Source organism: Albimonas donghaensis (genome assembly GCF_900106695.1).
Classification (GTDB): domain Bacteria; phylum Pseudomonadota; class Alphaproteobacteria; order Rhodobacterales; family Rhodobacteraceae; genus Albimonas; species Albimonas donghaensis.
The window spans coordinates 229,861-254,567 of the sequence record NZ_FNMZ01000004.1 but is presented as its reverse complement, the minus strand read 5'-3'; the positions used below and the strand labels follow the sequence as shown (position 1 = coordinate 254,567).

Genomic DNA, 24,707 nt, shown 5'->3' with positions numbered 1-24,707 from the left:
GAGCGCGCATGACCGAAGCCGCCGACAAGATCCGCGCCAGCGCCGGCGACGCGCCGGTCCGCCTGGGCCTCGTGCTCGGCTCCGGCCTCGGCGCGCTGGCCTCCGAGCTGGACCGCGCCCACGCCTTTCCCTTCGAGGACCTGCCCGGCTTCCCCGTCTCCGGCGTCTCGGGCCATGCCGGCGCCGTGGTGGTGGGGGAGCTGGAGGGCGTGCGGGTCGCGCTGCTGTCGGGCCGCGCGCATTACTACGAGGACGGCGACGCCGGCGTCATGCGCACGCCGCTGGAGACCATCAGGGCGCTGGGGGCGGAGGCGGTGCTGCTGACCAACTCCGCCGGCTCCCTGCGCGACGAGATGCCCCCGGGGGCGCTGATGTCGATCTGCGATCACATCAACTGGTCCGGGCTGAACCCCCTGATCGGGGAGGCGACCGACGACCGTTTCGTGTCCCTCGTCGACGCCTACGCGCCGCATCTGCGCGCCCGGCTGAAGGCCGCCGATCCGGAGCTGAACGAAGGCGTCTACGCCTGGTTCTCCGGCCCGTCCTTCGAGACCCCGGCCGAGATCCGCGCCGCCCGCATCCTCGGCGCCGACGCGGTGGGCATGTCCACCGTGCCGGAGACCATCCTCGCCCGGTTCCTCGGGCTCGAGGTCGCCGCGGTCTCGGTCGTCACCAATTACGCGGCCGGAATGACCGGCCAGCCGCTCAGCCATGCCGAAACCAAGTCCGAGGCCGCCAAGGCCCTGACCCGGTTCCGCGCCCTGGTCCGCGCCTTCGTCAGGAGCTTCGCATGACCGACACCGACGCCGCCGCCGCCGCCTCCGAGACGCCGGAGCCGACCCTCGCGCAGTCCGCGGCGCGGGCGCTGGCCTGTCTCGATCTCACCAACCTCAACGACGATTGCGACGAGGGCGCGATCCGCGAGCTCGCCGCCAAGGCGGTGACGCCCTACGGCTCGGTCGCCGCGCTCTGCGTCTGGCCGCGCTTCGCGGGGCTCGCCCGCCGCATCGTCGCGCCGGATGTGAAGGTCGCCACGGTGGTGGTCTTTCCCACCGGCCTCGCCACCGACGAACAGGCGATGGAGGAGACCCGCGCCGCCATCCTCGACGGCGCCGACGAGATCGACATGGTGATCCCCTATCGCGACCTGATGGAGGGCCGCGGCGCCGGCGTCAGCGCCCGGGTCGAGCGGGTGAAGCGCGCTGCCGGGACCGCGCCGGTCAAGGCGATCCTCGAAACCGGGGTGCTGGAGGACGGCGAGATGATCGCCGAGGCCGCGCGCCTCGCCATCCAGGGCGGCGCGGATTTCATCAAGACCTCCACCGGCAAGGTCCCGGTCAACGCCACGCTCTCGGCCGCCGAGCTCATGCTGGCCGCGATCGCCGAACATGGCGGGGGCCGGGTCGGCTTCAAGGCCGCGGGGGGCGTGCGCACCACGGCCGAGGCCGCGGCCTATCTGGACATCGCCGCCAGGGTGATGGGGCCGGACTGGGCGGGGCCGACGACGTTCCGCTTCGGGGCCTCGGGCCTGCTGGACGCGCTGCTCGACACGCTCGGCGGCGGCGCGGGCGACGCGCGGGGCGAGGGCTACTGACCGTCCCGCCGCCGCCGCCGGGAACGCAAAGCGCGGGGCGGCCGCGCACGCTCCGGTGGTGGATCGGGTCGAGACGGCGCGCTATCTAGGACCGCAAAGGCGCGGCGAGGGGCGGAGACGCCGACCTCTCCGCGCGGCATTCGGCGACAGGACATCACATGCTCCCCCAGGAGATCATTCTCAAGAAACGCGGCGGCGGGGTCCTGACCCCGGAGGAGATCCGCTTTTTCGTTGACGGCCTGACCTCCGGCGCGGTGACCGAAGGCCAGGTGGCCGCGCTCGCCATGGCGGTGTTCTTCAAGGGGCTGGAGATGGATGAGCGCGTGGCGCTGACGCTGGCCATGCGCGACAGCGGCGAGGTGCTGCGCTGGGACCTGCCCGGCCCGGTGGCCGACAAGCATTCCACCGGCGGGGTGGGGGACAATGTCTCCCTGATGCTGGCGCCGGCGCTGGCGGCCTGCGGGGTCTACGTGCCGATGATCTCGGGGCGCGGGCTGGGGCATACCGGCGGCACGCTGGACAAGCTCGCCTCCATCCCCGGCTACGACGTTGCGCCGGGGCCCGAGGCGCTGGAGCGCGTGGTCCGCGACGTGGGCTGCGCCGTGATCGGCCAGACGGCGGAGATCGCGCCCGCCGACAAGCGGTTTTACGCCATCCGCGACGTGACCGGCACGGTCGAGAGCCTGGACCTGATCACCGCCTCGATCCTGTCCAAGAAACTCGCCGCCGGGCTCGACGCGCTGGTGCTGGACGTGAAGGCGGGCTCCGGCGCCTTCATGGGCACGGTGGCGGAGGCCGAGGCGCTGGCCGCCTCCCTGGTCGGGGTCGCCAACGGGGCCGGCTGCCGGACCTCGGCGCTGGTCACGGGCATGGACGAGCCGCTGGCGTCCGCCTGCGGCAACGCGCTGGAAGTCGCCAACGCGGTGCGCTTCCTGACGGGGGCGGAGGTGGACGCCAGGCTCTGGGACGTGACCGTGGCGCTGGGCGGGGAGCTGCTGTTCCTCACCGGGCTGGCCGAGGACGCGGAGGCCGGCCGCGCCCGCCTGTCGCTGGCCTTCGAGGACGGGTCCGCCGCCGAGCGTTTCGGGCGCATGGTCACGGCGCTGGGCGGCCCGGCCGATTTCGTGGAGCGGTTCGACGCCTACCTTCCCGACGCGCCTGTGGTGGTCGACGTGCCGGCGCCGGCCTCCGGTCTCGTGCAGGCGGTGGACGGGCGGGGCCTGGGCACCGCGGTGGTGGAGCTGGGCGGCGGGCGCCGGCGCGCGGCCGATGAGATCGACCCGCGCGTCGGCCTGAGCCACTGCGCCGGCATCGGCGCGCTGGTCGACGGGGATTTCCCGCTGGCGCGCATCCACGCCGCCACCCGCGACGACGCCGACCGCGCCGCGGCCCGCGTGCTCGCCGCCTACACCGTGGGCGACGCGGCGCCGGAGGACTCGGAGGCCGTGCTCTCCCGGCTCGGCCCGGAGGATGCGGGATGAGCCGGGCGTTCCTGTTCGTCATGGACAGCGTCGGGGTTGGCGGCGCGCCCGACGCCGCCGATTTCGGGGACGCCGGGTCCAACACCCTGCTGCATATCGCGCAGGCCTGCGCCGAGGGGCGGGCCGATCACATGGGCCGCGCCGGGCCGCTGTCGCTGCCCAACCTGTCGGCGCTGGGCTTCGGCGACGCCTGCGCGGCGGCCTGCGGGGTGTTCCCGCCGGGCCTTTCGCCGGCCTCCGCCGCCACCTGGGCCGTGGCGCAGGAGGTCTCGCCCGGCAAGGACACCATCACCGGGCATTGGGAGCTGGCGGGCGCGCCGCTGTCGCGGAACTGGCGCTACTTCCCGCGGACCGAGCCGTCCTTTCCCCCCGTCCTGACCGAGCGCCTGATCGCGGAGGGCGCGATCCCCGGCATCCTCGGCGACCAGCACGCCTCGGGGACCGAGATCATCGCCCGGCTGGGCGAGGAGAGCGTCAGGACCGGCCAGCCCATCGTCTACACCTCCGCCGATTCCGTCCTGCAGATCGCCGCGCATGAGGAGGCCTTCGGGCTCGACCGCCTGCTGGGGCTGTGCGAGGTCGCGCGCGCCATCCTCGACGACCTGGGTCTGCTGGTGGGGCGGGTGATCGCGCGGCCCTTCGTCGGGGCCTCGGCGGAGGATTTCCACCGCACCCCGAACCGGCGCGACTACGCGGTGCCGCCGATGCAGCCGACGCTCTGCGACCGGGTGGTCGCGGCGGGCGGGCGCACGGTGGGCGTGGGCAAGATCAAGGACATCATGTCGGGCGCGGGCATTTCCGAAAGCCTCAAGGGCAAGGACGACATGGCCCTGTTCGACCTGGCGGTGGGGGCGATCCGCGATGCCGGCGAGGGCGATTTCGTGTTCGCCAATTTCGTGGAGTTCGACAGCGAATACGGCCACCGCCGCGACGTGCCCGGCTATGCCGCCGCATTGGAGCGGTTCGACGCCCGCCTGCCCGAGGCGCTGGCCGCCCTGCGCCCCGGCGACCTGCTGATCGTCACCGCCGACCATGGCAACGACCCGACCTGGACCGGCGCCGACCATACCCGCGAACGGGTCGCCGCCCTCTGCGCCGGGCCGGGGCTGACCCCCGGCTCCGCCGGCCTGCGCGCCTTCGCCGATGTGGGCGAGACGCTGGCCGCGCATCTGGGCCTCGCCCCCGGCGCCCACGGGGAAAGCTTCCTCGACGCCGGCCGCCCCCTGCAAGGAGGTCCTCTGCCATGAGCCCGCTCAAGGCCCTGCCCAAGATCGAGTTGCACCTGCATATCGAGGGCGCCGCCCCCGTCGCCCTGGTGCGGGAGATGGCCGACGCCCGCGGCATCCCCACCGACGACCTGATCGGCCCGGACGGCTTCTACATCTGGCGCGGCTTCACCGAGTTCCTCGCCGCCTATGACCGGGTGGCGGCGATGTTCGCCACCCCCGACGACCACCGCAGGCTGGCCGAGGCGGTGCTGCGGGACTGCGCCGCGCATGGCGTGCTCTACGCCGAACTGGCGATCTCCTCGGACCATGTGGCCGAGGGCGACGCCGGGCGCTGGGCGGAATATCTCGCCGCCATCTCCGAGGGCGCCGCGGCGGCGGAAGCCGCGACCGGCATCGTCGCCCGCTTCATCCCCACCTGCATCCGCGGCCTGGGGCCGGAGCGCGCGGTGGCGGCGGCCAGGCTCGCCGTCGGCGCCGGGCATCCGCGGATCGTGGGGCTGGGCCTCGCGGGGGACGAGCGGATGCACGCACCGGCCGATTTCGCCCCCGCCTACGCCATCGCGCGGGAGGCGGGGCTGGGCCTCACCGCCCATGCGGGCGAATTCGGCGGGCCCGAAAGCGTGGCCCAGGCGCTCGACGCGCTGCATCTCGACCGGGTCGATCATGGCGTGCGGGCGATCGAGGATCCGCGGCTCGTCGCCCGGCTGGCGGATCGGGGCGTGCATCTGGCGACCTGTCCCGGCTCCAACCTGGCGCTGGAGGTCTACGAGGACTGGGCCGACCACCCCATCGCCCGCCTGCGCGAGGCGGGGGTGTCGGTCGGCGTGTCCACCGACGACCCGCCCTTTTTCCGCACCGACATGACGCGGGAATATGCGGGCCTGTCCTCGGCCTTCGGCTGGGACGAGGCCGAGTTCCGCGCCATCGCCCGGGCCAGCCTCGACGCCGCCTTCTGCGACGACGCCACCCGCGCCCTCATCGCCCCCTGTCTGCGGGGCTGAGGCGCGGCGCGGTCAGGGCGCCGCGCCGGCCTCAGTCTCAGTCTCAGTCTCAGTCTCCGGCGCCGGCTCCGGCTCCACCAGCCGGCCGTAGAGATGCCAGGTGGCGTGGCCGAGGATCGGCAGCGCCACCAGCAACCCCAGGAACCCCGCGAGAATCGAGATCATCATGGTCGCGGTCACCGCCGCCGCCCAGACCAGCATGGGGACGGGGTTGGCGGTCACCGCCTTGATCGAGGTGATCATGGCGGTGATGAAATCCCGGTCCCGCTCCAGCAGCAGCGGGATGGCGACCACGGTGGTGGAGAACAGCGTCAGCGCCAGGAACCCGCCGACCCCCGTGCCCACCGCCAGGTAGGCGAGCCCGCTGGTGGTGGTCAGCACGACGGTCAGGAAGCCCTCGACGCTCGAAAAGCTCATGTTCTGCAGGAACAGCACGGTCAGGGTGCGCACCTGGTAGAACCACACGAAGCAGATGAAGAGCACGACGAAGGCCATCCAGCCGAGCTCGCGCCGCCGCTGTTCGAACACCACGCCGAGCACCGCGCTCCAGCTCAGCCGTTCGCCGCGGGACAGCCGGCGGGAGACGTCGTAGAGCCCCACCGCCACGAAGGGTCCGACCAGCGGGAAGGCCAGCGCGATGGGCAGGATCAGCCACGGGGCCTCGACCACCGCCAGCAGCCAGTAGAACAGCCAGCCGCCGGCCGCGTAGATGCCGCCGAAGAACAGGCCGAATTGCGGGGCGCGGCGGAAGTCCGCGACGCCGGCGCGCAGGGCGAAGGCGAGGTCGTCGAAGCCGATCCGCCGGACCCGGGGCATGGGCCGCATGCCGGTCGGCGCGCGGGCGCCGGGCGGCGTGAGCGCGGACGGCGCGGGCGCGGGGGGCGTCGAAGAGGGGGGCGTGAAAGAGGGGGAGGTGGAAGAGGGCGCGGGGGGCTCGGTTTCGGTCATCGGGCGTTTCTCCTTCGGCCCCTCCCGGATCGGCGCGTCCGGGTCCGGCCGGATCAGTTTCGCGGCGCCCGGCGGCGCCCGCCTTGACCTCGATCATGGCCGGATCAGAGCAGGTGGGCCACCACCTCCGCCAACCTGCGCGGTTCCATCAGCGGGGGCAGGGCGGCGAGCACCCTGCCATCGGCCCCGACCAGGTAGAGCAGCCCGCCATGGATCCAGATCGGGGCGCCGTCGGGCAGCACGCCGACCTGCTCCAGCTCCACCCCGAAGGCGCGGCGCAGGTCCGCCAGCGCCTCGGCCTCTCCGGTCAGCCCCTCCATGCGGGAGTGCCACCGCGCGAGCGCCGGGCCCATGGGGCCGGGACGGTCCTGGGCGGGGTCGATGGACGCGATGACCGGCGTCACCTCGACGCCCGCATCCTCCAGGATGTTCACCGCCCCCGCGATCCGGGGCAGGGAGGCCGAACACAGGCTCTGGTCCACGATATAGCCGAAGAACAGCAGCCAGGGCCGACCCGCGAGCGCGTCGCGCCCGACCGGGGCCCCGGTCTGGTTCGTCAGGAGGAAATCGGGGGCCATGGCGGGCGGGGGCGGCGCGTCGGCGGGCAGATCGGCGCGGGCTTCGGCGAGGCTGGCCTCGCCCCGGGCGCGCAGGGCGTCGCGCTGCGCGGCGGCCTCGGCGGCGGTGAAGCGGGGGGCCTCCGCGGGGGGCGCGGGCCGGGGGCTCGCGGCCAGCGCCGGGGACAGGGCCGCGCCGGCCAGCGCCAGCGTCAGGGACAAGGCCAGCCGACCCGCGCGCGCGATGGCGGCGCGGCCGGAGCGCCGCGGCGGCGGGCAGGGGCGGGCGAAGGGCATGGCGGGTCCATCCGGCAAGTCGAAGGCTTCGGTGACGAGACTCGCACAAGCCGGGCCGGCTGGGAAGCGCCGCCGCCTCACGCCCTCACGCCCTCACGCCCGCCCCGGCGTCCCGCCTGCGCCGCCGTCGACGCAGGGTCAATTTTCTGACATCTCAGGCGGACATGTGTCAGGATTCGTTGCTCCCCACCCGCCCGCCAGGAGATCCCCGCATGACGCCCGACCCGCTCCCCCCGAAAGGCTTCGCCCCCCATTTCCGCAAGAGCCCCGTCACCGACCCGTGGGAGCCGCTCTTCTCCTGCGTCGAGCCGGAGGCGGTGCGGCTCGGCCTCCGGCTGCGCGAGGCGCACTGCAATTCCCGCGGGTTCGCCCATGGCGGGGTGATCGCGGCGCTGGCGGACAACGCCATGGGGCTGAGCTATGGCCGCGCGCTGGGCGCGAGAGCGGCGGCGGACGACGGCGAGGCGCCGGCGCCGGCGCGGGCCGTCACCGTGTCGCTGTCGCTGGACTACGTCGCCTCCGGCCAGCTCGGCGAATGGCTGGAGGTCCGGCCCCGCGTGATCCGCGCGGGGCGCCGTCTGGGCTTCGTCGATGCGCTGGTCATGGCGGGGGACCGGGTGGTGGCGCGGGCCTCGGCGACGTTCAGCGCGGTCTGACAGGCCGGCCCGGCGGCGCGTCGCCCCGGCTCAGGCCCCGACCGACAGCGCCAGCACCCGGCTGAGCTGCATCATCGGCCGCCGGGTCTCCGCCCGCCAGCCGTCGAAGGCCGCCTGCAGCGCCCGCATCGCGGATTTCGAGACGCCGGCGCCGGAGATCACGCCCTCCCGGTTCAGCGCCATCACCACATCCGGGGTCAGGATGAACCCGTCCACCCCGCGCCCGCGCAGCAGATAGGCGCCGGTGATCCCGCCCAGCCGCGTCCCCTCGGTCTTCAGCAGCGCCAGCAGGCCCACATGGTCCTCGGCCGGCCAGTCGGCGAAGACATGGCCGGCGGGCTTGCCATGCGTCTCGGCCAGCGCCCGCAGGAAGGCCGCGTTCTCGCGCACCGAGGCGATCTTGGCCCGGTTGCGGATCAGCCCGGGATCCGAGGCGAGCCGGTCCAGCGCGTCCTCGTCCAGCATGGCGCAGCGGCCGGGGTCGAAGCCCTCGAACGCCGCCTCGAAGGCGGACCACCTGGCGGCGACGACCTTCTGGCTGAAGCCGGCGGAGAACACGCGGCGGGTCATGTCGCCCAGCCACTCGGCGTCGGACACGGCGCGCAGCGCCTCGGGCGTCGCAGGGCGGTCGAGCAGGGCTTCGAGCGCCGCGTCTCCGCCGTGGCGCGCGGCGGCGAGGTCCCAGATGGGGGCGAATGCGGGCATGGGGGCTCCGGGGGCGAGGGGCGGGCGCGGGCAGGGGACGGGCGGCATGACTATCCGCGCCAGCGGCCGCTGCGTAAAGCCGCGCGCAAGCTAACCGCTCGCGCCGGCGCCGGGGCATCGACAGCCCGCGCCCGTGTCCTCGGCTGCGGGGGAGCCGCGGGCGGGCATGGCGCTCCGCCCGCCCGCGCCGCCATGCCGCCGCCCGCGCCCCAGATCGCCCCCGCTTGACGCCGCCCGCGCCCCGTGCGGTTCTGCGGCTCCCTTCCCGGCGCCGCCGCGCGCATCCAGCCCGGAGCCCCGCCATGCTCACCCTCTATTCCTCGCCCGGCGCCTGCTCGCTCGCCTCCCACATCGCCTTGCGCGACGCCGGCGCGGCCTTCGAACTGGCGCGGGTGGACTTCAAGTCCTCCCAGCAGCGCGGCCCCGACTATCTCGCCATCAACCCCAAGGGCCGGGTGCCGGCGCTGGTCACCGACCACGGCGTGCTGACCGAAACCCCGGCGATCCTCGGCTATGTCGCAGCCACCCACCCCGAGGCCGGCCTTCTCCCCGCCGATCCCTGGACCCGGGCGCGCATGGACAGCCTCGTCGCCTTCCTCTGCGCCACGCTCCATGTCGCCCATGCCCACAAGTTCCGCGGCTCCCGCTGGGCCGACGACCCCTCCTCCCACGAGGACATGCGCCGCAAGACGCCCGAGACCGTCGGCGCCGCCTTCCGCCATGTGGAGGACGAATGCCTCCGCGACGGGCCCTGGGCGATGGGCGATGGATATTCGCTCGCGGACCCCTATCTCTACACCGTCGCCCGTTGGATGGAGGGCGACTCGCTCGACCCCGCCGACTTCCCGAAAGTCGCCGCCCACCGCGCCCGGATGGAGACCCGGGCCCCGGTGCGCGCGGCGCTGGAGGCCGAGGGGCTCGACCCCGTTTCCGCCTGACGGAAGGGCGCTCGCGACCCCGCGGCGCGACCCCGGCCAGGCCCGACCGACCTCATGCCCCGAGCCCGGGACCGCCGCCAGGCCGGTCCCGGGCCGCGGCGACACGGAGAGCCAGATGCGCCTGTTCGCCTGCCCCGCCTGCGGGACGACCGTTTACTTCCGCAACCTCGCCTGCAGCTGCGGGGCCGAGGTCGCCTTCGACCCGGACGCCGCCGCCTTCGTCGCGCTGGCGGATGCGGAGGCGCGGCCCTGCGCCAACCGCACGGTGATCCGCTGCAACTGGCGCGCCGATTCCGACGGGCCGGGCGCCTATTGCCGGTCGTGCATGATGACCGATGTGGCCCCGGACCCGGTGGTCCCCGAAGCCGCCGAGCAATGGGCCGAGGCCGAGGCCGCCAAGCGCTGGGTGCTGACCAACCTCGCCCGCTGGGGCTGGTTCGGGCCCGAAGACCCCGGCCCGCGCCCGTCCTTCCACCTGCTGGCCGAGGAGACCCGCCACGGCCCCGCCGACGTCATCATGGGCCATGCCGACGGGCTGGTGACCATCAATCTCGCGGAGGCCGATCCGGCCGAGCGGGTGAAGCGGCGCGAAGACCTGGGCGAGGCGTTCCGCACCCTCCAGGGCCATTTCCGCCACGAGCTCGCGCATTTCCTGCAGATGCGGCTGGTGCAGACCCCGGAATTCGCCGACGGCTTCCGGGCGCTGATCGGGGATGAGCGGGAGGATTACGGCGCGGCGCTGGAGCGGCACTACGCCGAGGGCCCGCCCGCCGACTGGCAGACGCGCTTCGTGTCGGAATACGCGTCCTGCCACGCGCATGAGGACTGGGCGGAGAGCACGGCGCATCTGCTGCACCTGACCGACATCGCCGACAGTTTCGAGGCGGCGGGCCTGTCCTCGCCCGATCTGCCGGCCGGCTACGACGCCTATGCCGAAACCGACGCCGCGGCGCTGATCGAGCGGGCCTGCGCGCTGGGCCTCGCGCTCAACCACGTCAACCGGGCGATGGGGCAGCCGGATCTCTATCCGTTCGTGCTGCCCGAACCGGCGCGCGAGAAGCTGGCCTTCGTGCATCGCTGGCTGCGGGCGCCCGCGCCCGTCCCTGCGCCCGCTCCCGCCCCCGACCCCGGCCCGGCGCCCGAGGCGCCGCCCGCGCCGGCCTGAAGACCAGCGTTCGCAGGCGCGTTCGCGGGAAGGCCGGTGCGCGCCGGCCTTCCCGTTCGTCGTTAAGTTGGGGCGTCGTTCAGGGAATCATCGGGTCCGACAACGGATCGATCCAGACCGCGAACTCGGCCAGGTTGGCGGGCCCGAAGCTCTGGGTCAGGGGCACGTCGGCGGCGTCCCGGCCGCGCGCCACCAGCACCCGCCCGATGCGGGGCTTGAGGTTGCGCGGATCGAACACATGCCAGCGCCCGCCCAGCCACACCTCCATATAGGCGGCGAAGTCCATCGGCGCATAGGGCGGCGGCTCCCCCACATCCGACACGATGCCGTTGCAGTAGCGCGCCGGAATGTTCAGGCAGCGGCAGAAGGCGACGGCCAGATGCGCGTAGTCGCGGCATACGCCGACGCCCTCGTTATAGGCCTCCCAGGCGGTGCGGGTCGGGCGCGCGTGCTCATAGCCGAAGGTGATGTGGCCGTTGACGAATTCGCAGATCGCCTGCACCCGCTCCCAGCCCGGCTTGGTGTGCTGGAACAGCCGCCAGGCCTCGTCCATCAGCCGGTCGGTGTCGCAATAGCGCGAGCCGAGCAGGAACTGGATGGTCTCGGCGGGCAGGTCCTCGACCGCGGACTGCCCGGCCTCGCGGTCCTGCGGGTCGGGCTGGCCGTCGTCATGGATGATCCCGTCGGTGGAGATCACCACCCGACCCTGGGGCGCGACGAAGCGGGCGCACCAGTTGCCGAAGCCGTCCCGATAGCTCTCCACCGGCACGGCGGGGGAGATGCGCAGGCGGTCGGGTTGTTCCAGCCAGCTCTCGCGCGAGGGATGCACGTTGAGCAGCGCGATGATGGGCGTGGGCGCGGCCAGATCGTAGGCGATCCGGCAACCGAGGCGCAGGCGCATGGTCGCCCTCCTGTTTGGATGCGTCGGCCGCGGGGCGGCTGCGGACGCATCGGTGAAGCATGGTCGGCAGGACGGCGGCGCCGCAAGCGCGGGCCGCCGACATGAGCCGCGTCATGGCCGCGCGGGGGGACCGGGCGGCGACGGACGACGGACGGTGAGCGGGGTCGCGACGGGCTCGGCCAAGGGCCGGGCGACGGGTCGCGACGGGCGCTGTCTAGCGGGGCCGGCCGGGCGGGAAAAGGCGCTCGGGCGGGCTTTTTCATGCCGTGGCGCCGAAATCGCGCCGTGAGGCCGGCACGGGGCGCGCCTCGTTTGCGCGACGGCGCGGGGACGCGCGCCTCCGGCGGGGCGCCGGGGCGCGACGCGGCCGCGAATCCCCGCCGCGGACCGGCGCATCCCGCCGGCGAGGCGAATCGCCCCGCCGGCGGTCTCAAGGCTCCGCTCAGGCGCCCGAGCGGCGACGGGCGGCGCGGCGCGGCGGCTGCGGGCCGCGCGGCGGCTGGGGGGCCACGTTCTCCCAGGCGTTGCGCACCAGGCGGGCGGCCTGCTCGCGGTTCAGGCGGGCGGGGTCGGCGCGGGTCCAGCCATGGGGGGCGAAGCGGCTGGCGATGGGGGCCAGCGCGCCCGGCGCGTCCGTGGACCACGCCGCCTGCTGATCGGCGGTCAGGCGCACCACCACGCCGCCATCCGCCGGAAGGCTGGCGAAGATCCGGCCCGACACGCGCACGTCCCGCGCGCTGAAATGGCCGCCCGACGCGGCGCCGGGCAGGGCCAGCGCCATCGCCTCCACATCCGCGGCGGCGATGCGCGCGACCGGCGCGGCCGCGGGCCTGGCGGCGGATTTCGCGCGGGACTTGGCGGCGGCCGGGGGCTTGCCGCCCGGCGCGTCTCCGGTTCCGTGACCGCTCATGCCTTGCCCTCCCCGATCAGGCGCCGGGCGAGGGCGCGGAACGCCGCCGCCTGCGGTCCGTCGGGATCGCGGGCGACGATCGGGGCGCCGTCGTCCCCCGCCACCCGGATCGCCAGATGCAGCGGGATCGCGCCCAGGAAGGGCAGGCCCAGCCGTCCGGCCTCCTCCTTCGCGCCGTCATGGCCGAAGATATGGCTCTCCCCCCCGCAATGGGGGCAGACGAAGCCGGACATGTTCTCGATCATGCCCAGGATCGGGGCGTCGAGCTTGCGGAACATCGCCACCGCCTTCTTGGCGTCGAGCAGGGCGACGTCCTGCGGGGTCGAGACGATCAGCGCGCCCGTCACCTCGGCCTTCTGGCAGAGCGAGAGCTGCACGTCCCCGGTGCCCGGCGGCAGGTCGACGATCAGCACGTCGAGATCGCCCCAGCGCACCTGGTTCATCATCTGCTGGAGCGCGCCCATCAGCATCGGGCCGCGCCAGATCACCGCCTCGTCCTCGGGCAGCATCAGCCCGATGGACATGACGGTGACGCCATGGGCGTGGAGCGGCAGGATGGTCTCGCCGTCGGATTTGGGGCGGTCCGACACGCCCATCATGCGGGCCTGGGACGGCCCGTGAATATCGGCGTCGAGCAGGCCGACGCGGCGCCCCTCGGCCGCCAGCGCCACCGCCAGATTGGCCGAGAGCGTGGATTTCCCCACGCCGCCCTTGCCCGAGGCGACGGCGAGGATGCGGTCCACCCCCGCCAGCTTCTTCGAGGCCTGCGGGGTCGGATGGCGCCCGAGCTTCAGCGAGGGCGCGGGCCCGTCCGGCGCAGGGCGCGCGGCGCGGGCGGGGGCGGCGGCGGAGGGCGCCGCGGCCGGCCCGTGCGCGGTCAGCACGCCGGAGACCCTGGTCACCCCCGGCAGGGCGGAGACGGCGGCCTCGGCGGCCTTCAGCAGGGGCTCCAGCGCCTTGCCGCGGGCCGGATCGACTTCGAGAATGAAGCGGGCGAGACCGGTCTCCGGGTCGAAGCCGGGCGCGCGCACCATGTCGGCGGCGACCAGGTCCTTGCCGGTCGCGGGGTCGCTGACGCGCGACAGCGCCTTGAGGATGTCTTCGCGCGTGACGCTCATCTGGTCCGGGACTCCTTGGGATGCTGAGCGCTACCTATGGAAGCCAGGGCCCATGCGCAAGCGGGGCGGGGCGACGCGGCGCGCCTCGCGGGGGGGGGGACGGCGGAAGCGGCGCCCCCGCGGGCCCGCGGGCGTCGGCCGGGCGCCGGCGCCGCCCCGAACCCGGCCGAGGGCGGCGCCGGGGCGAGCGGCCTCGGCGCGATCAGAGGTCGAGGTCGACCCAGGCGGGCGTGTGGTCCGAAGGCTTCTCTCCCCCCCGCGCGGCCACGTCCACCCCGGCGCCGGCGAGCCGGTCCGCGGCCTGCGGGCTCAGCAGCAGATGGTCGATGCGGATGCCGTCGTTCTTCTGCCAGGCGCCGGCCTGGTAATCCCAGAACGTGTAGACCTCCGGCCCCGGATGAAAGGCGCGGATGGCGTCGGTCCAGCCCTGGTTGACGATCCGCCGCCAGGCGGCGCGGGTTTCGGGCAGGGCCAGCGCGTCCTCGGTCCAGGCCTCGGGGCGGGCGGCGTCCTCGGGCTGGGGGATCACGTTGAAATCGCCGGCCAGCAGCGCGGTCTCCTCCCCCGCGATCAGTTCGGCGGCGCGGGCGCGCAAACGCTCCATCCAGGCGAGCTTGTAGTCGTATTTCGGCCCCGGCGTCGGGTTGCCGTTGGGCAGGTAGAGCCCGCAGACCCGGATCGCGCCGCCGGCGTCGCCGGAGATCGTGGCCTCGATATAGCGGGCCTGCTCGTCTGCATCGTCGCCGGGAAGGCCGCGGGTCACGTCCTCGATCGGGCGGCGCGACAGGATGGCGACGCCGTTGAAGCCCTTCTGGCCGTGGGTCTCCAGGTTCCACCCGGCGTCCTCGAAGGGTTCGCGCGGGAAGGTATGGTCCTGGCTCTTGATCTCCTGGAGGCAGACCACGTCGGCCTCGGCGCGGGCGAGCCAGTCCAGCAGTGCGGGCAGGCGCGCCTTGACGCCGTTGATGTTGAACGTGGCGATCCGCATCGGGGGCCCTTTCGCTGGCGGTCCGGCGGGCCGGGGGCCTGCGCGGGGAACGGGGGCGGAGACTAGGGCGGCGGGCGCGCCGGCGCAACGCGGCGCGGGCGTCCGGCGCGAGCGTTCGGGGCGAGCGTTCGGGGCGGGCGGAGGGCGGGCCTTTAAAGAAGTATTAGCCTTGAGGGCCGAGTCTGGGCGCAGACAAGCCGCCGGCCCCGCTCGCGGCGCGCAGGCAGGAGCCGCCGATGAGAGCCTCGCCCCCCGGATCGTCGGGATCGACCGGATCGCGGCAGGGTCCGCCCCACGGATCGCCGCCCCGAACGCAGCCCCGGATATCGCCCGCAACGCAGACCGCATCGCCGCAGGCGCCGGGCCCAAGCCGCGCCCTGACCCTGCGCGCCGCCGCGCGCCATCCCGACCTGTCCCGCGTGGCGCGGGTGTTCGCCCCGGCCTCGGCCCTGCTGCTCGCGGCGGCGCTGTCGCTGGACGGGCTCACGGGCGGGCGCGCGGCGGCGGCGTCGGGGCCGGAGGCGGTGCTCGGCCTGCTTTACGGGCTGATCTGGTGGAGCCTGCTGGAATATCTGCTGCATCGCTTCGTGCTGCACTGGACCCCGCGCGCGCCCGGACTGCGGCGGGTGCGTCGGCTGCTCCCCGGCCACCGCAGCCATCATCGCGATCCGCAGGACCCGGACGACGTGGTCAGCGGCCGGCACGGCTTCGCCCTTCCGCTGGGGGCGTCGCTGCTGGCCGGGATGCTGGCGCTGGGCTTCCCGGCGGGCTTCGCGCTGGCGGCGCTGGCCGGCGGCGCGGCGGGGTTCGCGGCCTACGAGTTCGTGCATTTCGCCTGCCACCAGCTGCCCATGACCTCCCGCATCGGGCGGGTCCTGCGCCGCCATCACGCGATCCACCACCACCGGGACGAGACGGCGAATTTCGGCGTCACCAGCCCGCTTTGGGATCATGTTTTCGGCACCGTCTGGCGACCGGAGCGGACGCGCGCCGACCAATCAGCGGAGCGGCCTCGCGCGCGGGGCCCGCGCTGAGGCGCCGGGCCGCTCCGGAGGAGAGGGGACGCCGTGAGACAGGCCCCGTTCGCAGGCCCGGTGTGAAAGGCCCGGTGTGAAGGGCCCCCCGCGGCGGCTCCGTCCGGGGCGGCGAAAGGGCCGGAAGCCGTGGGAGAGCGGCCGCGGCCGGAGCGGCGCCGCCCGGGAACGCCGCGACACGCCGCGACATGCCGGGCGCGCCCGACGTCGCGGATCGCGCGCGGATCTTTCCTGAGGTCAGGGGGGCGCGCGATCGCGCGGGCCGGTCCTTGCGGGGCGCGCTCGGGGGCGGGCGAGACGCGCGTCGTCGCCGATCAGGCGTCCGGGTCGCCCGCGAGGATCGACAGGAAAGCGGGGCCGAAACGCTCCGCCTTGGCGGCGCTCATGCCCGGAATGCCGGCGAGCGTCTCCAGGTCGGCGGGGCGGCGCTCGGCGATCTTGGCGAGCGTGGCCGCGGTGCAGGCCAGCGGCTTGCCGGTCCCGTCCGCGCCGCGGGCGAGCGAGGTCTGGGCGGCGCGCAGCGCGTCGAAAAGCGCGCCGGCGTCGGGTCCGTCCCCGTCCCGCGCCCCGTTGCGGCCCGCCCCTCGCGCCGCCGCGGCCGACAGGCGGTTGCGGGCGGGATGCTCCTCGGGCGCGGGGGCGCCGGTCAGCGCCTCCAGGAAGGCCGCGCCGTAGCGCGCCAGCTTGGCCGCGCCGACCCCCGAAATCCGCCCCATCTCATCGAGACTGCGCGGCTTCTTCGTCGCCATCTCGATCAGCGTGCGGTCCGGGAACACGATGTAGGCGGGCGCGTTCTGCGCCTCCGCCAGCTCCCGCCGCAGGCGCTTGAGGGCGGCGAGCAGCGCCTCGTCCTCCGGGTCCACCAGGGCGGAGGGGGCGGCGCGCCCGTCCGGCCGCCCCGCGCCGCGCGGCGCCATGGCGTCCTTGCGCAATTGCAGCCGGGTCTCGCCGCGCAGGACCGGGCGCGCCTCCTCGGTCAGCCGCCAGCCCCCGGTGCGCCCGTCCACCGCCGCCATCCCCAGCGCCAGCAGCTGCCGCAGCACGCCGCGCCAGGTTCCCTTGTCCATGTCCCGGCCCAGCCCGTAGACCGCGAGCTGGTCATGGCCCAGCCGCTCCCCCCGCGCATCGGTCTTGCCGATCAGCACGTTGATGATGTGCTCGGCCCCGAAGCTCTCGCCGGTGCGATAGATCGCGGACAGCGCCTTCTGCGCGGCCTCGGTCGCGTCGAAAAGCACGGGCGGGTTGCGGCACAGGTCGCAATTCCCGCAGGGCTCGGGCCGGGCCTCCCCGAAATAGGCGAGCAGGGTCTGGCGGCGGCAGCCCGGCGCCTCGGCCAGCGACAAAAGCGCGTTGAGCCGCTGGTGATCGGCGCGGCGACGCTCTTCGGGCGCGGGGCTCTCGTCGATCTGCATGCGGCGCAGCTTGATGTCCTCGGCGCCGAACAGGGTCAGCGTGTCGGCCGGGGCCCCGTCGCGGCCGGCGCGCCCGATCTCCTGGTAATAGGACTCCACCGATTTCGGCAGGTCGGCATGGGCCACGAAGCGGATGTCGGGCTTGTCCACGCCCATCCCGAAGGCGACCGTGGCGCAGATCACCATGCCGTCCTCGCGGTCGAAGCGGTCCTGCACCTCGGCGCGCACCGGCCCGTCCAGCCCCGCGTGATAGGCGAGCGAGGGCATGCCCGCGTCGCGCAGCGCCTGGGCCAGCACCTCGGTCTTGTTGCGCGAGCCCGCATAGACGATGCCCGACCGCCCGCGGCGCGGCAGCACGAAGTCCATCAGCTGCTGGCGGGGCCGGGTCTTGGGCTCGAAGGCCAGGAACAGGTTGGGGCGGTCGAAGCCGCGCAGGAAGGTCTCGGGCGCCGCGTCGAACAGCTTGGCGGCGATCTCCTCGCGGGTCTCCTCGTCGGCGGTGGCGGTGAAGGCCGCGGTCTGCACGTCGCCGAGGCTGCGGCGCAGGTCGCCGATCTTCAGGTAATCCGGCCGGAAATCATGCCCCCACTGGGAGACGCAATGCGCCTCGTCCACCGCCAGCAGGCTGACGTTCAGCCGGGCGAGCAGGGCGCGGGAGGAGGACAGCCGCTCGGGCGCGAGGTAGAGCAGCTTCAGCGTCCCGCGGTCGATGGCGTCGAAGATGCGCTCGTTCTCCTCGGGCGCGTTGGCCGAGGTCAGGGCCCCGGCCTCCACGCCGGCCTCGCGCAGCCCCGCCACCTGGTCGCGCATCAGCGCGATGAGCGGGGAGACCACGACCGTCACCCCCTCGCGCGCCAGCGCCGGGAGCTGGAAGCACAACGACTTGCCGCCGCCGGTGGGCATGATCGCCAGCACGTCGCGCCCCGCCTCGATGGCCGAGACGATCTCCTCCTGGCCGGGGCGGAAGGCGTCGAAGCCGAAAACTGAGCGGAGGAGGGGCGTGAGATCCGTCATCGGGCGCGTGGGGTCTTTCCGGCGAGGGAGGGGGCGGGCGCGCGCAACCTAGACCGGCCGGAGGCGGGACGCGAGGGGGGAGAGGCCGCCCTGTCCGGCGGCCTGAAACCCCGGCCCGGCCCGGGCCCCCCCGCTCCCCGACCTCGGGCGGGGGGGCGCCGCGACCCGCGGGGGCCGGGCATCGACAGGGCTCAGGCGGCGGAGACGCGGATCACGCCGTCATCGTCGGCCGCGACCAGCCGCCCGTCGCACAGCAGGCGGTTCACATGGGCCAGCGCCTCGGAGAAGGCGAAACTGGTCTGGTGCGCGTCGAGCTGGCGGCGGAACAGGCGCGGCGTGATCTCGGCGGTGGTCAGCGGACCCTCGGCGACCATCTCCATGATCTGGTCGCAGCGGGCGTCGTGATGGCCGCGCAGTTCGTCCACCCGCCGGTGCAGGGCGGTCATCGGCAGTTCGTGGCCGGGCAGGGTCAGGGTTCCGTCGGGCACCGTCTCCTTGATCGCGGCGAGCGAGCGGAAGAAGCGGCCCAGCGGGTCGCCCTCCGGCTGGGGCGCGTGGACCGAGATGTTGGGCGTGATCCGCTGCAGCACCTGGTCGGCGGCGAAGAACAGCCCCTCGTCCCGGCAGAACAGCATGGCCTGGTCGGGGGCGTGGCCGCCGCCCTTGAGGATCTCGAACCGCCGCCCGCCGATGTCCAGCGTCTCGCCGGCATCCATCGAGACGAAGCGCGGCGGCATGCCGGTCAGCATCTCCAGATAGCGATGCCCGCGCCCGACCACCGCCTCGACCAGGCCCGCGTCCATGCCGTGACGGCTGTAGAAATCCCGCTGGAAGTCGCCATGCACCGCGTCGCGGCCCGACAGGTAGAAGCGCGAGGTCAGGTATTCCGTCTCCCCCATATGAAGGGGGACGTCATGGGTCTCGCACAGCCAGCCGGCGAGCCCGACATGGTCGGGATGGTGATGGGTGACGATGACCCGGGTCAGCGGCCGGCCGCGCAGCGGGCCGGCGAAGGCCGCCTCCCAGGCCAGCTTGGTGGGTTCGTCGCCGATCCCGGTATCCAGCACCGCCCAGCCCGGCCCGTCCTCCAGCGCGTAGATGTTCACGTGGTTCAGCGCGAAGGGCAGGTTGAAGCGCATCCACAGCACGCCCGGCGCGGCCTCGATCGCCTCGCCGGGCGCGGGGGGCGCGGCGAAGGGCAGGGGGGCGGCGGCCTGATCGTCTCGGGGCATGCGGGGTCCTTTCCTCGGGCGTCTTGCGGTCTTCGGGCGGCTTCCGCTCCGGCGGCGCCTGCGCATGGCGCGGCGCGCCGGGCGCGAAGCGGCGGCGTATTATGGAGACCTTATCATATCCGCTTCTAGCCCGCGCCTGCGAAAAAAACTTGCGCGGAGGCTCGGGCGAACGCGAAGGGGGGCGCGCGGTTCCCCGCGCGCCCCCCCCTGTCGCGTGCCGTCCCCGCCGGTCAGGCGGTGAAGATGTTGGTCGGCGCCTCTTCCGGGCGCGGGCGCGGGGGCTCCGACGCCGGCCGCGGCGCCTTCCCGTCCTTCCAGACCCGGCGCATGATGAACACGAAGAAGGCCGGCACGAAGGCCACCGCCAGCAGCGTGGCCGAGATCATGCCGCCCAGCACCGCGACGCCGATGGCGTTCTGCGAGGCCGAGGACGCCCCCGTCGCGATCGCCAGCGGCGTCACGCCCAGGGTGAAGGCCAGCGAGGTCATCACGATCGGCCGGAAGCGGATCAGCGCGGCTTCCAGCGTCGCCTCCATCAGGTCACGGCCCTCGGCGGCCAGGTCCTTGGCGAACTCCACGATCAGGATGGCGTTCTTGGCCGACAGGCCGATGATCGCGATCAGGCCGACCTTGAAATAGACGTCGTTGGACATGCCCTGTTCGATCACCGCGAGCACCGAGCCGATGGCCCCCAGCGGCACCACCAGCATCACCGAAAGCGGGATCGCCCAGCTTTCGTAAAGCGCCGCCAGCAGCAGGAACACGAACAGGATCGACAGCGCGATCAGGAACGGCGCCTGGTCGCCGGACTGGATCTCCTGCAATGACTGGCCGGTCCATTCATAGCCGAAGCCCTGGGGCAGCTCGCCGGCCAGCCGCTCCATCTCCGCGATCGCCTCGCCGGTGGAATAGCCGGGGGCCGAGGCGCCGGAGATGCGCACCGACGGATAGCCGTTGTAGCCCACCACCTGCAGCGGCCCGCGGATCCACTCCACCGTCGCGAAGGCGCTGAGCGGCGCCATCCCGCCATGCACGTTGCGCACGTTGAGGTCGAGCAGGTCCTCCGGCCGCATCCGGGCCCGGTCCTCGGCCATCAGCGTGACCCGCTGCATCCGCCCCGCATTGGGGAAGTCGTTGACATAGGCCGAGCCGAGATTGGCCGAGAGCGCGGCGTTGATCGCGGCGAACTGCACGCCGAAGGTGTTGGCCTTCTCCCGGTCGATGATCAGGCGCAGCTGCGGCGCGGCCGGCAGGCCGGAGACGCGCAGCCCCGTCACCACCGGGCTTTCGGCCGCCGCGGCCATCAGCTGCTGGCGCGCGGCGTTGAGCGCGGCCTGACCCGCGCCGTTGCGGTCCTGGAGCCGGAACTCGAAGCCCGAGGTGGTGCCCAGCCCCTGGATCGGCGGCGGCGACAGCGCGAAGGCGATGGCGTCCTTGATCCCCAGAAGCTGCATGGTGGCGCGTCCGGCGATGGCCTGGGCGCTGTCCTGGGGTCCGCGCTCCGACCAGTCCTTGAGCGGCACGAAGGCCAGCGCCGCGTTCTGCCCGACGCCGGAGAAGGAGAAGCCCTGGATGGCGATCACCGTCTCCACCCCGTCCTCGCGCGCGAAGATGCCCTCCATGGTCTCGATCACGTCCAGGGTGCGGTTCACCGAGGCTTCGGGCGGGGTCTGCATGTCGACCAGCAGGAAGCCCTGATCCTCGTTGGGCAGGAAGGAGGACGGAAGCTGCGTCCAGCCCCAGCCCAGCCCGCCCAGCAGGCAGAGGTAAATCAGCATCATCAGGCCGGCGCGCCGGATCGACAGCCGCGCCAGCCAGCCATAGCCGCGGGTGAGCCGGTCGAAACCCTTGTTGAACCAGCCGAACGGCCCGCGTTTGGTCGCGTGATGGCCCTTGGCCACGGGCTTGAGGAATGTCGCGCACAGCGCTGGCGTCAGCGACAGCGCGAGGAAGCCCGAGAACAGGATCGACACCACCATGGTCAGCGAGAACTGCTGGTAGATCACGCCGACCGCGCCGGGAAAGAAGGCCATCGGCACGAACACGGCCGTCAGCACCAGCGTGATGCCGATGATCGCGCCCTGGATCTGGCCCATGGCCTTCTTGGTGGCCTCCTTGGGGGACAGGCCCTCCTCGGACATGATGCGCTCGACATTCTCCACCACCACGATGGCGTCGTCGACGAGAATGCCGATGGCCAGCACCATGGCGAACATGGTCAGCACGTTGATCGAGAATCCCGCCACCAGCATGGTCGCGCAGGCGCCCAGCAACGCGATGGGCACCACGAGCGTGGGAATGACCGTGTAGCGGAAGCTCTGCAGGAAGACGAACATCACCACGAAGACCAGGCCCACGGCTTCGAGCAGCGTGTGCAGCACCTTCTCGATCGACAGCTCCACGAAGGGCGAGGTGTCGTAGGGGATCTGATACTCGATCCCGTCGGGGAAGAAGGCCTCCAGCTCCTGCATCTTGTCGCGGATGGCCGCGGACGTCGCGATGGCGTTCCCCGTGGGCGCGAGCTGCACGCCCAGCGCCGCCGAGGGCTGACCGTTGAGCCGCGAGGAGAACGTGTAGCTCTCCGCCCCGATCTCGACCCGCGCCACGTCCGACAGCCGCACGGAGGACCCGTCGGCATTGGCGCGCAGCACGATGTCGTCGAACTCTTCGGTGCTGTCGAGCTGCCCCTCCACCAGCACCGTGGCGGTGATCTGCTGGGAGGTCGGGTTGGGGGCCGCGCCGATCTTGCCGGCCGCGACCTGGGCGTTCTGGGCGCGCACCGCGGCGATCACGTCGTCGGCGTTGAGGTCGAGCCCCAGCATCCGGTCGGGGTCGAGCCAGATGCGCAGCGCCCGCTGGGCGGAGAACACGGTGGCCCCGCCGACGCCGTCGATGCGCCGGACCTCGCCCACCACGTTGCGGCTGAGGTAGTCGCCCAGCCCCACCGGGTCCACCGTTCCGTCGGTGGAGATCAGCGACACCACCATCAGGAAGCCGGCCGAGGCCTTCTCGACCTCGATGCCCTGGTCGGTGACCACCGAGGGCAGGCGCGGCTCCACCCGCCGGATACGGTTCTGCACGTCGACCGAGGCCTGTTCCAGCGCGGTCCCCGGCTCGAAGGTCGCGGTGATCTGGACCTGGCCGGAAGCGTCGGAGGTGCTCTCGAAGTAAAGCAGGCCCTCGGCGCCGTTGAGCTCCTCCTCGATCGGCTTGGTGACCGACAGGTAGAGGTCCTCGGGCGAGGCGCCGGGATAGTAGGTGGTCACCTGCACCTGGGGCGGGGCGACGCTGGGATATTGCGCGATCGGCAGCATGGGGATGGCCAGAAGGCCGGCGATGACGATGAAGATCGCCACCACCCACGCGAAGATCGGGCGGTCGATGAAAAAGGCGGGCATCGTTTGGGTCCTCGGATCTTCGCGCGATCAGCCGGCGTCGGCGGTCCGGGCGGCGGCCGTGGCGCCGCCGCTCCAGGGTTCCGCCGCCACCGGGGCGCCGGGTCCGATCTTCTGGAACCCCTCGACGATCACCTTGTCGCCGGGGTTCAGGCCCTGCTCGATGACCCAGAGGTCGCCGACCACCCGCCCCGCCGTCACCGGGCGCACCTGGGCGCGGCCCTCGGGGCCGACCACATAGAGCTGGGGCTTGCCGCCCATGTCGCGCTGCACCGCCTGCACCGGCACCGCCAGCGCGTTGGTCTGCACGCCCTGTTCGATCAGCACGCGCACATACATGCCGGGCAGCAGGTCGCCGTCGGGATTGGGAAATTCGCCGCGCAGGATGATCTGGCCGGTGGATGCGTCCACCGTCGCCTCGGTGAACAGCAGCTTGCCGTCATGGGCGTATTCGGACCCGTCGTCGAGCAGCAGGCGCACCTGCGCCTCGCCGGTCTCGGACCGGGTCAGCCCGCCGTTCTCATGGGCCCGGCGCAGGGCCATCAGGTCGGCGGCGGACTGGGTGAAGTCGGCGTAGACCGGGTCGAGCTGCTGGATGGTGGCGAGGCTGTCGACGGCGTTGGCCGTGACCAGCGCGCCCTCCGTCACCCGCGCCCGGCCGATGCGGCCGGCGATGGGCGCGCGCACGTCGGCATGCTGCAGGTCGAGCTGCGCCGCGGCCAGCGCGGCGCGGGCCACGGCCACGCCGGCCTCGGCCACCGCCAGCGCGGCGTTGGCGTCGTCGAAGGCCTGGGCGGAGACCACGTTGCGCTCCCGCAGCTCCACCTGGCGGGCGGCGGACTGGGAGGCGGCCTTGCGGGTCGCCTCGGCCTGGTCGAGCAGCGCCTCGGCGCGCTCTACCTGCACCCGGAACTGGTCGCTGTCGATGCGGTAGAGCACGTCGCCCGCCTCGACCACCGAGCCCTGCTCGAACACCCGCTCCACCAGGATGCCGGAGACGCGGGGGCGCACCTCCGCGATGCGGGTGGGGGCGATGCGGCCGGGCAGTTCGTTGACCAGCGGGATCGCGGCGGGCGTCGCCTCGATCACCGCGACGGGGGAGGGGGGGCGCCCGCCGCCGCCGCCGGCCGCGGGGGCGCCGTTGGCCTGATCGTCGTCGCAACCGGCCAGCAGCAGCGCGGCCAGCAGGGCGGCCGCGGGCGCGGCGTATCGGAAGGGTTTCATCAGGCGTCTCCTTGCCCGTCGCCGGCGCCGTCGGGGCGGAGCGCATCCTGCGGCTCGGCCTCCGCCCGCGCGGGCGCGTGGTCGTGATGGGGCCAGCCCCCGGGGTCCTGCGCGGCCAGACGCTCTATGTCGGCGAGCAGGGCGCGGCGGTCCCGGGGGTCGAATCTGTGGATGTCGAAGCGCTCCATCGACTGGAGCCCCTCGACGGCGAGAAAGGCGAGCATCGCGCCCCGCGGCTGGCTGGATCGGGCGCGGATTTCGGCGATGAGCCGGCCGATCTCGGCGCGGATCGGCTCCGCCAGGGCCGCATCGGCGGCCATCGCGCCGCAGATCGACATGATGACTTCGCGGTCGATGTTGGGGTCGTCCTCGGCGGCCAGCGCGATGCGCGAGCGCACGCAGGCGTCGGCGCCGCCGCCGCATTCGACCTCCAGCGCGCGCATGCGGGCGGCGCCTTCGGCCATCCGGCGTTCGACGATGGCGGCGATCAGCCCGGATTTGGACCCGCAATCATAGAGCACGCTGGCCTTGGAGATGCCGGCCTCGGCCGCCACGGCCTCCAGCGTCAGGCGCGCGGCGCCGTCGCGCCGGACCACGGTCTCGGCGGCGTCGAGCAAGGCATCCCGGTCCACGGAGCGGCGACGGCCCATTATAAAGAATCCTGATAGTTTTTCCGACCAGATGGTTGGGTATCGGCGGCGGCGGGGGGCGTCAAGCGCCTTTTCGTTGCGCCGCAGCATTGATGCCGGTCCTCGGCGTGGGACTGGCGGCGATGCGATGGCCCCGGCGCCGCGGGGGCGGCCGAGGTCGGGGGCGAACCGCGGCGACCTGCCGGTTTTCCCGGCCGGGCGCCTGTTCTCCGGGCGCCGGCGCGCGCCAACGCGGCGGCCCGCCTGACCGCGCCGTCG

The 24,707-nt window shown here is 73.5% G+C and carries 21 protein-coding genes; 9 read left to right on the top strand and 12 right to left on the bottom strand.

Going from position 1 to position 24,707, the window contains the following annotated elements; all coding sequences use genetic code 11:
* The first annotated feature begins 8 nt into the window (after positions 1–8).
* From BLV24_RS13255 to add, 5 genes are all read left to right on the top strand, one after another.
* Positions 9–794 (top strand): purine-nucleoside phosphorylase, encoded by a 786-nt coding sequence (locus BLV24_RS13255; RefSeq protein ID WP_092682504.1) that lies wholly within the window; start codon positions 9–11, stop codon positions 792–794.
* Positions 791–1,594 carry a deoxyribose-phosphate aldolase gene (gene deoC, locus BLV24_RS13250; RefSeq protein ID WP_092682503.1) on the top strand — a complete coding sequence of 268 codons (804 nt, stop codon included), beginning with the start codon at positions 791–793 and terminating at the stop codon, positions 1,592–1,594. The genes BLV24_RS13255 and deoC overlap by 4 nt, the downstream gene beginning before the upstream one ends.
* Positions 1,595–1,752: 158 nt before the next feature.
* Positions 1,753–3,075: a thymidine phosphorylase gene (gene deoA, locus BLV24_RS13245; RefSeq protein ID WP_092682502.1), complete on the top strand. Its 1,323-nt coding sequence runs from the start codon at positions 1,753–1,755 to the stop codon at positions 3,073–3,075.
* On the top strand, positions 3,072–4,322 hold the full coding sequence (locus BLV24_RS13240; protein WP_092682500.1) for a phosphopentomutase: 1,251 nt from the start codon (positions 3,072–3,074) through the stop codon (positions 4,320–4,322). The genes deoA and BLV24_RS13240 overlap by 4 nt, the downstream gene beginning before the upstream one ends.
* A complete protein-coding gene (gene add, locus BLV24_RS13235; RefSeq protein WP_092682498.1) occupies positions 4,319–5,305 on the top strand; it encodes an adenosine deaminase in 987 nt (328 codons plus the stop codon). The genes BLV24_RS13240 and add overlap by 4 nt, the downstream gene beginning before the upstream one ends.
* A gap of 12 nt (positions 5,306–5,317) precedes the next feature.
* Here the strand turns inward: add and BLV24_RS13230 are convergent, their stop codons facing one another.
* Together BLV24_RS13230 and BLV24_RS13225 are read right to left on the bottom strand one after the other, a co-directional pair.
* Complete coding sequence (locus tag BLV24_RS13230; RefSeq protein WP_092682903.1) at positions 5,318–6,121, bottom strand: DUF2189 domain-containing protein; 804 nt, start codon at positions 6,119–6,121, stop codon at positions 5,318–5,320.
* A gap of 236 nt (positions 6,122–6,357) precedes the next feature.
* Entirely contained in the window at positions 6,358–7,107 is a 750-nt protein-coding gene (locus BLV24_RS13225) for an SCO family protein (protein WP_092682496.1), read from the bottom strand.
* 212 nt (positions 7,108–7,319) lie between these two features.
* Between BLV24_RS13225 and BLV24_RS13220 the strand changes: the two genes are divergently transcribed.
* Positions 7,320–7,763: a PaaI family thioesterase gene (locus tag BLV24_RS13220; RefSeq protein WP_092682494.1), complete on the top strand. Its 444-nt coding sequence runs from the start codon at positions 7,320–7,322 to the stop codon at positions 7,761–7,763.
* Positions 7,764–7,793: 30 nt separating this feature from the next.
* On the opposite strand, the gene BLV24_RS13215 is transcribed toward BLV24_RS13220, so the two are convergent.
* The gene (locus tag BLV24_RS13215) at positions 7,794–8,468 is read right to left on the bottom strand and encodes a DNA-3-methyladenine glycosylase I (protein WP_092682492.1); all 675 of its coding nucleotides are present in this window, start codon (positions 8,466–8,468) and stop codon (positions 7,794–7,796) included.
* Between the two features lie 302 nt (positions 8,469–8,770).
* Between BLV24_RS13215 and BLV24_RS13210 the strand changes: the two genes are divergently transcribed.
* Together BLV24_RS13210 and BLV24_RS13205 are read left to right on the top strand one after the other, a co-directional pair.
* Positions 8,771–9,406 carry a glutathione S-transferase family protein gene (locus BLV24_RS13210; RefSeq protein ID WP_092682490.1) on the top strand — a complete coding sequence of 212 codons (636 nt, stop codon included), beginning with the start codon at positions 8,771–8,773 and terminating at the stop codon, positions 9,404–9,406.
* 115 nt (positions 9,407–9,521) lie between these two features.
* A complete protein-coding gene (locus BLV24_RS13205) occupies positions 9,522–10,571 on the top strand; it encodes a zinc-binding metallopeptidase family protein (RefSeq protein WP_092682488.1) in 1,050 nt (349 codons plus the stop codon).
* Positions 10,572–10,650: 79 nt separating this feature from the next.
* Here BLV24_RS13205 and BLV24_RS13200 read toward each other — a convergent pair whose 3' ends face one another.
* The 4 genes from BLV24_RS13200 to xth form a co-directional block, all read right to left on the bottom strand.
* A complete protein-coding gene (locus tag BLV24_RS13200; RefSeq protein WP_092682486.1) occupies positions 10,651–11,472 on the bottom strand; it encodes a transglutaminase-like domain-containing protein in 822 nt (273 codons plus the stop codon).
* A gap of 442 nt (positions 11,473–11,914) precedes the next feature.
* Positions 11,915–12,382 (bottom strand): MmcQ/YjbR family DNA-binding protein, encoded by a 468-nt coding sequence (locus BLV24_RS13195; RefSeq protein WP_092682484.1) that lies wholly within the window; start codon positions 12,380–12,382, stop codon positions 11,915–11,917.
* Positions 12,379–13,500 (bottom strand): Mrp/NBP35 family ATP-binding protein, encoded by a 1,122-nt coding sequence (locus BLV24_RS13190; RefSeq protein WP_092682482.1) that lies wholly within the window; start codon positions 13,498–13,500, stop codon positions 12,379–12,381. Before BLV24_RS13190 ends, BLV24_RS13195 begins: the two co-directional genes overlap by 4 nt.
* Before the next feature lie 202 nt (positions 13,501–13,702).
* Positions 13,703–14,488: an exodeoxyribonuclease III gene (gene xth, locus BLV24_RS13185; RefSeq protein ID WP_092682480.1), complete on the bottom strand. Its 786-nt coding sequence runs from the start codon at positions 14,486–14,488 to the stop codon at positions 13,703–13,705.
* A gap of 419 nt (positions 14,489–14,907) precedes the next feature.
* Between xth and BLV24_RS13180 the strand changes: the two genes are divergently transcribed.
* A complete protein-coding gene (locus tag BLV24_RS13180; protein WP_176954743.1) occupies positions 14,908–15,522 on the top strand; it encodes a sterol desaturase family protein in 615 nt (204 codons plus the stop codon).
* A 314-nt stretch (positions 15,523–15,836) separates the two neighbouring features.
* Here the strand turns inward: BLV24_RS13180 and recQ are convergent, their stop codons facing one another.
* The 5 genes from recQ to BLV24_RS22000 form a co-directional block, all read right to left on the bottom strand.
* Positions 15,837–17,948 (bottom strand): DNA helicase RecQ, encoded by a 2,112-nt coding sequence (gene recQ, locus BLV24_RS13175; protein ID WP_092682476.1) that lies wholly within the window; start codon positions 17,946–17,948, stop codon positions 15,837–15,839.
* A gap of 191 nt (positions 17,949–18,139) precedes the next feature.
* A complete protein-coding gene (locus BLV24_RS13170; RefSeq protein WP_092682474.1) occupies positions 18,140–19,180 on the bottom strand; it encodes an MBL fold metallo-hydrolase in 1,041 nt (346 codons plus the stop codon).
* 230 nt (positions 19,181–19,410) lie between these two features.
* Positions 19,411–22,578, bottom strand: coding sequence for a multidrug efflux RND transporter permease subunit (locus BLV24_RS13165; RefSeq protein ID WP_092682472.1), 3,168 nt, complete (start codon positions 22,576–22,578; stop codon positions 19,411–19,413).
* A 27-nt stretch (positions 22,579–22,605) separates the two neighbouring features.
* The gene (locus BLV24_RS13160) at positions 22,606–23,799 is read right to left on the bottom strand and encodes an efflux RND transporter periplasmic adaptor subunit (RefSeq protein WP_092682470.1); all 1,194 of its coding nucleotides are present in this window, start codon (positions 23,797–23,799) and stop codon (positions 22,606–22,608) included.
* Positions 23,799–24,449, bottom strand: a complete 651-nt coding sequence (locus BLV24_RS22000) for a TetR/AcrR family transcriptional regulator (protein ID WP_176954742.1) — start codon at positions 24,447–24,449, stop codon at positions 23,799–23,801. Before BLV24_RS22000 ends, BLV24_RS13160 begins: the two co-directional genes overlap by 1 nt.
* Positions 24,450–24,707: the final 258 nt, after the last annotated feature.

Bases quoted from the DNA above. Each gene is read 5' to 3' on its own strand.
- BLV24_RS13255 (WP_092682504.1), top strand. From the start codon at position 9: ATGACCGAAGCCGCCGACAAGATCCGCGCCAGCGCCGGCGACGCGCCG.
- BLV24_RS13215 (WP_092682492.1), bottom strand. From the start codon at position 8,468: ATGCCCGCATTCGCCCCCATCTGGGACCTCGCCGCCGCGCGCCACGGC.
- BLV24_RS13230 (WP_092682903.1), bottom strand. From the start codon at position 6,121: ATGCCCCGGGTCCGGCGGATCGGCTTCGACGACCTCGCCTTCGCCCTG.
- BLV24_RS13165 (WP_092682472.1), bottom strand. From the start codon at position 22,578: ATGCCCGCCTTTTTCATCGACCGCCCGATCTTCGCGTGGGTGGTGGCG.
- BLV24_RS13220 (WP_092682494.1), top strand. From the start codon at position 7,320: ATGACGCCCGACCCGCTCCCCCCGAAAGGCTTCGCCCCCCATTTCCGC.
- BLV24_RS13200 (WP_092682486.1), bottom strand. From the start codon at position 11,472: ATGCGCCTGCGCCTCGGTTGCCGGATCGCCTACGATCTGGCCGCGCCC.
- deoC (WP_092682503.1), top strand. From the start codon at position 791: ATGACCGACACCGACGCCGCCGCCGCCGCCTCCGAGACGCCGGAGCCG.
- BLV24_RS22000 (WP_176954742.1), bottom strand. From the start codon at position 24,449: ATGGGCCGTCGCCGCTCCGTGGACCGGGATGCCTTGCTCGACGCCGCC.
- BLV24_RS13225 (WP_092682496.1), bottom strand. From the start codon at position 7,107: ATGCCCTTCGCCCGCCCCTGCCCGCCGCCGCGGCGCTCCGGCCGCGCC.
- BLV24_RS13190 (WP_092682482.1), bottom strand. From the start codon at position 13,500: ATGAGCGTCACGCGCGAAGACATCCTCAAGGCGCTGTCGCGCGTCAGC.
- BLV24_RS13160 (WP_092682470.1), bottom strand. From the start codon at position 23,799: ATGAAACCCTTCCGATACGCCGCGCCCGCGGCCGCCCTGCTGGCCGCG.
- recQ (WP_092682476.1), bottom strand. From the start codon at position 17,948: ATGACGGATCTCACGCCCCTCCTCCGCTCAGTTTTCGGCTTCGACGCC.
- add (WP_092682498.1), top strand. From the start codon at position 4,319: ATGAGCCCGCTCAAGGCCCTGCCCAAGATCGAGTTGCACCTGCATATC.
- BLV24_RS13170 (WP_092682474.1), bottom strand. From the start codon at position 19,180: ATGCCCCGAGACGATCAGGCCGCCGCCCCCCTGCCCTTCGCCGCGCCC.
- BLV24_RS13240 (WP_092682500.1), top strand. From the start codon at position 3,072: ATGAGCCGGGCGTTCCTGTTCGTCATGGACAGCGTCGGGGTTGGCGGC.
- BLV24_RS13205 (WP_092682488.1), top strand. From the start codon at position 9,522: ATGCGCCTGTTCGCCTGCCCCGCCTGCGGGACGACCGTTTACTTCCGC.
- BLV24_RS13210 (WP_092682490.1), top strand. From the start codon at position 8,771: ATGCTCACCCTCTATTCCTCGCCCGGCGCCTGCTCGCTCGCCTCCCAC.
- xth (WP_092682480.1), bottom strand. From the start codon at position 14,488: ATGCGGATCGCCACGTTCAACATCAACGGCGTCAAGGCGCGCCTGCCC.
- BLV24_RS13195 (WP_092682484.1), bottom strand. From the start codon at position 12,382: ATGAGCGGTCACGGAACCGGAGACGCGCCGGGCGGCAAGCCCCCGGCC.
- deoA (WP_092682502.1), top strand. From the start codon at position 1,753: ATGCTCCCCCAGGAGATCATTCTCAAGAAACGCGGCGGCGGGGTCCTG.